The following is a 5,250-nucleotide window of genomic DNA, read 5'->3' on the forward strand; positions in this document are numbered from 1 at the left end:
GCACACGCGCGTCCGGCGGTCGCAGTCGGCCAGTCGCTCGGCGTCGCGGCGCAGCATCCACGCATAGGCCAGCAGGTGGTGGCCAAGGCTTACCGGCTGGGCGGGCTGCATGTGGGTGCAGCCGGGAAGCAGCGTATCCGCGTGTTCGCCCGCGCGTTCCGCCAGCACGCCCACCAGATCACGCGCAAGGCCGCGCCAGGCGCGGATGCGGTCGGACACGAACAGGCGGAAGTCCAGCGCCACCTGGTCGTTGCGGCTGCGGCCCGTGTGCAGCTTCTTGCCCACGTCGCCCACCAGTTCGGTGAGGCGGCTTTCGATGTTCATGTGCACATCTTCCAGCTCGCGCCGCCAGACAAAGGTGCCGCCTTCAATCTCGGCCAGCACCATGTCCAGTCCTTCGACGATGCGCGCGGCCTCGTCCGCCGTCAGCACACCCTGTTTCGCCAGCATGCGCGCGTGCGCCTTGGAACCCGCGATGTCCTGCGCGTACAGGGCGCGGTCGAACGACACGGACTGGGTGTATTCCTCGACCAGGGCGGCGGTGGCCTGACGGAACCGCCCCCCCCACATCTTCTTTTCGGCCATTGCTGGTCCTCGCCTTTGCGGCGTCTTGGTACGCGCAAGGCCCCCCATACGGGAGGCCCCACGGAACATGCTGAACGTATTGACTGCTCGCAGAGGGCAGCCCACAGGCCGGAAGCCTAGTCCTTCTTCACCCGCTGCGCATACCCGCGCACGCGCAGGCCCTGCAACTTGATGAAGCCAGCGGCATCGGCGTGGTCGTAGGTGGCGCAGTCTTCGAAGGTGGCAAGGTCGTGGCAGTACAGGGTGTTGGGCGAGGTGCGGCCCACCGGGAAGGCATTGCCCTTGTACAGCTTCAGGCGCACGGTGCCGTTGACGGTTTCCTGCGTCTTGTCGATGAACGCCTGCATGGCCTCGCGTTCCGGCGCAAACCAGAAACCGTTGTACACGGCCTCGGAGTAGCGCGGAATCAGCTGGTCGCGCAGGTGCATGGATTCACGGTCCATGCAGATGCCTTCCAGGTCGCGGTGGGCGATGTGCAGCACGGTGCCGCCGGGGGTTTCGTAAACCCCGCGCGACTTGATGCCCACGAAGCGGTTTTCCACCATGTCCAGGCGGCCGATGCCGTGCCTGCCCCCGATGGTGTTGAGGGTGCGGATGATGGTGGCCGGGCTCATGGCTTCGCCGTTGATGGCAACCGCATCGCCCTTCTTGAATTCTATGGTGATGTATTCCGGCGTGTCCGGGGCCTGTTCAACGGGCACGGCCATGACGTGGCTGTTGGGACCGGGTTCGCACCACGGGTCTTCCAGTTCGCCGCCCTCGAAGCTGCAATGCAGCATGTTGCGGTCCATGCTGTACTGCTTGGACGAGGTGGACAGCGGAATGCCGTGCTGTTCGGCAAAGGCGGTCAGGTCGGTGCGCGAGCGCAGGTCCCAGATACGCCACGGGGCGATCACGTCCAGGTCCGGGGCCAACGCGTTGACGGCAAGCTCGAAGCGCACCTGGTCGTTGCCCTTGCCGGTGGCGCCGTGGGCCACGGCCTGTGCGCCTTCGGCGCGGGCGATGTCCACCAGGCGCTTGGCGATGAGCGGACGGGCGATGGAGGTGCCCAACAGGTAGCGCCCCTCGTACACCGCGCCGGAGCGCATCATGGGAAAGATGAAGTCGCGCGCGAATTCCTCGCGCAGGTCTTCCACGTAGGCGCGGCTGGCGCCGGTGCGCAGGGCCTTGGCGTCCACGCCGTCCAGGTCCTCTTCCTGCCCCAGGTCGGCGGTAAGGGTCACCACCTCGCAACCGTAGGTGACGGCGATCCACTTGAGGATCACCGACGTATCCAGCCCGCCGGAATAGGCGAGCACGACCTTCTTGATAGCCTTGGCCATGTCGTTTCAGCCCCGTTATGCGATATGTTGTGCGGTATGCGTCGCGCGGCGCGTGCCGTGGCGCGGTGTTATTCCGAGAACGCCCACTCCAGAATGGCCTTCTGGATGTGCAGGCGGTTTTCTGCCTGATCGAAGATGATGGAGGCCGGGCTTTCCATGACCTCGTCGGTCACTTCCTCGCCCCGGTGGGCGGGCAGGCAGTGCATGAACTTGGCGTCGGGCGCGGCAAGGGCCATCATTTCGGTGTCGATGCAGTAGCCCTTGAAGGCGGCCTCGCGCTTCTTCTGCTCTTCTTCCTGGCCCATGGAGGCCCACACGTCGGTGTTCACGTAGTGCGCGCCCTCTACCGCCATGCGCGGATCGTGGGTCAGGAATATCTTGGCCCCGGCGTTCAGGGCGTAGCCCAGCAGATCGCGGTCGGGCTCGTAGCCTTCGGGGAAAGCCATGAACAGTTCGAACGGAAAGTAGACGGCCGCCTCGATCCACGAATTGGCCATGTTGTTGCCGTCGCCCACCCAGGCCACGCGCACCGTGGACAGATCGGGGGTGCGCTCGTACATGGTCAGCACGTCGCCCATGACCTGGCAGGGGTGCCCTTCGTCCGTCAGGGCGTTGATGACCGGGATGGAGCCGTATTCGGCCAGTTCGGTGATCTTGGACTGCCCGAAGGTGCGCACCACCATGCAGTCGGCATAGCGCGAAAGCACGCGGGCGGTGTCGCGCAGGGGTTCGGAGCGGCCCAGCTGGCTTTCCGCCGGGGTCATGAAGATGGTGGAGCCGCCAAGGTGGCGCACCGCCATCTCGAACGACACGCGCGTGCGGGTGGACGCCTTTTCGAAGATGAGGATGGCGGTCTTGCCTTCCATGATCTTGCCCCGGTGGGCGGTGTCCTTCATTTCCTTGGCGCGTTGCAGCAGCTTCCAGGCGCCCTCGTAGCCGAGATCCCTGATTCGCGTGAAATGTCTGGGCATGGCTCCATCCTTGTGTTGCGACACTGCGAGACGTGATGCGGAAAAGGGTTTCCTAGCCTCAAAGCCCGCCGCTTGTAAAGAATGCGGCCCGGCGCGGGCTGGGGGGATGGATGGCGGGCCGGAGAAGACGCGGGAGGGACGATCCGGCAGGACGGACCGGGAGGAAGGTCTGGCAGGACGGGACGTAGAAGGTGCGCGGTGCGGAGGGTATGGTGTGGTGAAAGCCATGGAGCGGAAAAGCCTTGCCACGGAGGCAGACTTGACACGGGCGCGACGCGCGCCGGACTGCCACCTACCTCCCCGCCGCCCTGCCCACGCAGATGGACGCCCGCACAAGGGCATGGTCCGAAAAGCGCCGCACGTACTCGGCATGGGTCAGCCCGGCCTCGATGTCTGCGGGTTGCAGCACGGAAAAACCCGGCAGTCCGGGACTGGGGCCTGCCCTGCCTGCGCCCACCGGTCCCGCCTGACACGCCGCACTCGCCGCCTCGGCACATGCGGCGGCAAAGCCGTCCCCGTCGTCGTGCAGCAGGATGCGGTCGTACGGCTTGCGCATCTTGCCGTGCAGGCCGAAGAAGGTCGGCTGGTCGCCGGGGTTGCAGTCCATGAAGCCATCGCCCGCCAGCGCCTGCAATACCGGCTCCTCGTGGTTCTGGGTGTTCAGGTCGCCCAGCACCATCACGTCGCGCAGGCCGTCACCGTCCGCCAGTTTCCGCAGGCCGGGCAGCAGCAGATCCCCTTCCATGGTGCGGGCCTGCATGGCCAGCGCCGTGACGCCCTTGCTGGCCTTCAGGTGCAGCACCACCACGCCGAACTCGCGGGTGCCCGGTCCGGCGTCGAACACGGTCAGGTGCGGCCAGCGGGCCAGCAGCTTTATCCCCTGATCCGGTCCCGCCGCCTGGCGCATGCGCTGGTCCAGTTCCTTTTCCGCCGCCAGATTCACCGTGGCCGTGATGGCCCGCGGGGGACGCTTCAGCCGCAGCGCGCGCCCGTCCCAGGCCACTCCCACGCACTGCGTGGAATTGTGCACCGTGGGTTTGGAGTGTGGCGGCACCCGCGCCGGAAACAACAGGTATGACCACTGCGCGCCCCCCGCGTTGAGCCGGGCGAAGGCCCCGTCCAGCACCACGTTGCGCATGGCCTTGCCGCCGTCGGTCACCGCCGCTTCTTCCAGCGCCAGCAGTTGCACCCCGCTGGCCCCGATGGCGGCGGCGATGTCATCCGATGTCTGCAGACCGCCCACGGTGCGCCGGACGGGCGTGCCCAGCCATTCGATATTCCAGGCGCCCACCCGGATCACGGTTGCGCAGCCGGAAACCGTGCCGGTTGGCGTGGCAGCGGTTGCGACGGCACTGGCAGCGATGCGGTCCGCAGTGCGAGCGAAGGACATGGCGGGAACGGCCAGCAACGCGCACAGGAGCGCATATCCCAGACACAGACGCAACAAACGCTGATGAAACTGGTACGTGCGGAACAGGCGCAGGGGGAACGACACGCATCCACGCGGACGATACATGGGCAGCCTCCTGCCGGGCCACGGGCACGGCGGCGCAGACCATGCGCCTGCACACAGGGGAGGGGAAGCACTGCCCGCGCCCCTTGCGCACCTTGCGCCCCTTGCATTGACGCCCGCCCGCCCCTGTGGTGAAACCGCCCCATGAGCACCAGACGCAACACCACCGGCAAGCGCCCGGCACCCGCCACCCCGAATGCCCTCACCGTGCACACCGACCACGTGCGCGGCTATCGCAAGCGCACCGCCCGCCACCCGGACGAGGTAGTCTTTCAGGTGGTGGTGGAAGAAACAGACCTGTGGGTGACCACCAGCGCGGGCCTGACCGGCCAGCCCGTACTTCCCGATCTGCCGGACCAGATCGCCGCCTACGTCACCGAACTGCGCGGCCAGATCAAGGCGTGGATGTTGCTGGCGCCCGACTTTCGCACCAGCCTCGTGCCCGTGCCCACGCCCGCCAGCGCGCCGGAAGTGGCCCGGCGCATGGCGCACGGGGCCGACATCGCCGGGGTCGGCCCCTTTGCCGCCGTGGCGGGCACCGTGGCCCAGATGGTGGCGGAACGCTTTGCCCCGGTGTCGCCGGACATCATCGTGGAAAACGGCGGGGACATCTACATCTGCTCGCAACGCGACCGGGTTGTGGGCCTGCTGCCCGACCCGGCCAGCGGCGAGATGATCGGCGTGGTGGTGAAGGCTGCGGACTGCCCGGTCTCGCTGTGCTCGTCGTCGGCCACCATCGGCCATTCGCTGAGCCTTGGCGTGGGCGACATCGCGGCGGTGCGGGCGCGCGACGCCAGCCTGGCCGACGCGGCGGCCACCCTGTTCGGCAACATGCTGCAAGGCCCGGACGACGTGGCCC

The 5,250-nt window shown here is 67.3% G+C and carries 5 protein-coding genes; 1 reads left to right on the top strand and 4 read right to left on the bottom strand.

Annotation, left to right across the window (positions count from 1 at the left end; genetic code table 11):
* The 4 genes from FVW27_RS07280 to FVW27_RS07295 all read right to left on the bottom strand — a co-directional run.
* The coding region (locus FVW27_RS07280; RefSeq protein WP_243838273.1) for a lyase family protein at nt 1-585 on the bottom strand (585 nt) is incomplete at its 3' end.
* A gap of 116 nt (nt 586-701) precedes the next feature.
* A complete protein-coding gene (locus tag FVW27_RS07285; RefSeq protein ID WP_167123963.1) occupies nt 702-1,907 on the bottom strand; it encodes an argininosuccinate synthase in 1,206 nt (401 codons plus the stop codon).
* A 68-nt stretch (nt 1,908-1,975) separates the two neighbouring features.
* Entirely contained in the window at nt 1,976-2,878 is a 903-nt protein-coding gene (argF, locus tag FVW27_RS07290; protein ID WP_012611215.1) for an ornithine carbamoyltransferase, read from the bottom strand.
* 292 nt (nt 2,879-3,170) lie between these two features.
* The gene (locus tag FVW27_RS07295; RefSeq protein ID WP_167123965.1) at nt 3,171-4,394 is read right to left on the bottom strand and encodes an exonuclease/endonuclease/phosphatase family protein; all 1,224 of its coding nucleotides are present in this window, start codon (nt 4,392-4,394) and stop codon (nt 3,171-3,173) included.
* 141 nt (nt 4,395-4,535) lie between these two features.
* On the opposite strand from FVW27_RS07295, the gene FVW27_RS07300 reads away from it, so the two are divergent.
* Nucleotides 4,536-5,250 (top strand): UPF0280 family protein (locus tag FVW27_RS07300; protein ID WP_208294678.1); only part of this gene is annotated, 715 nt, incomplete at its 3' end.

Source organism: Nitratidesulfovibrio liaohensis (genome assembly GCF_011682075.1).
Classification (GTDB): Bacteria; Desulfobacterota; Desulfovibrionia; order Desulfovibrionales; family Desulfovibrionaceae; genus Cupidesulfovibrio; species Cupidesulfovibrio liaohensis.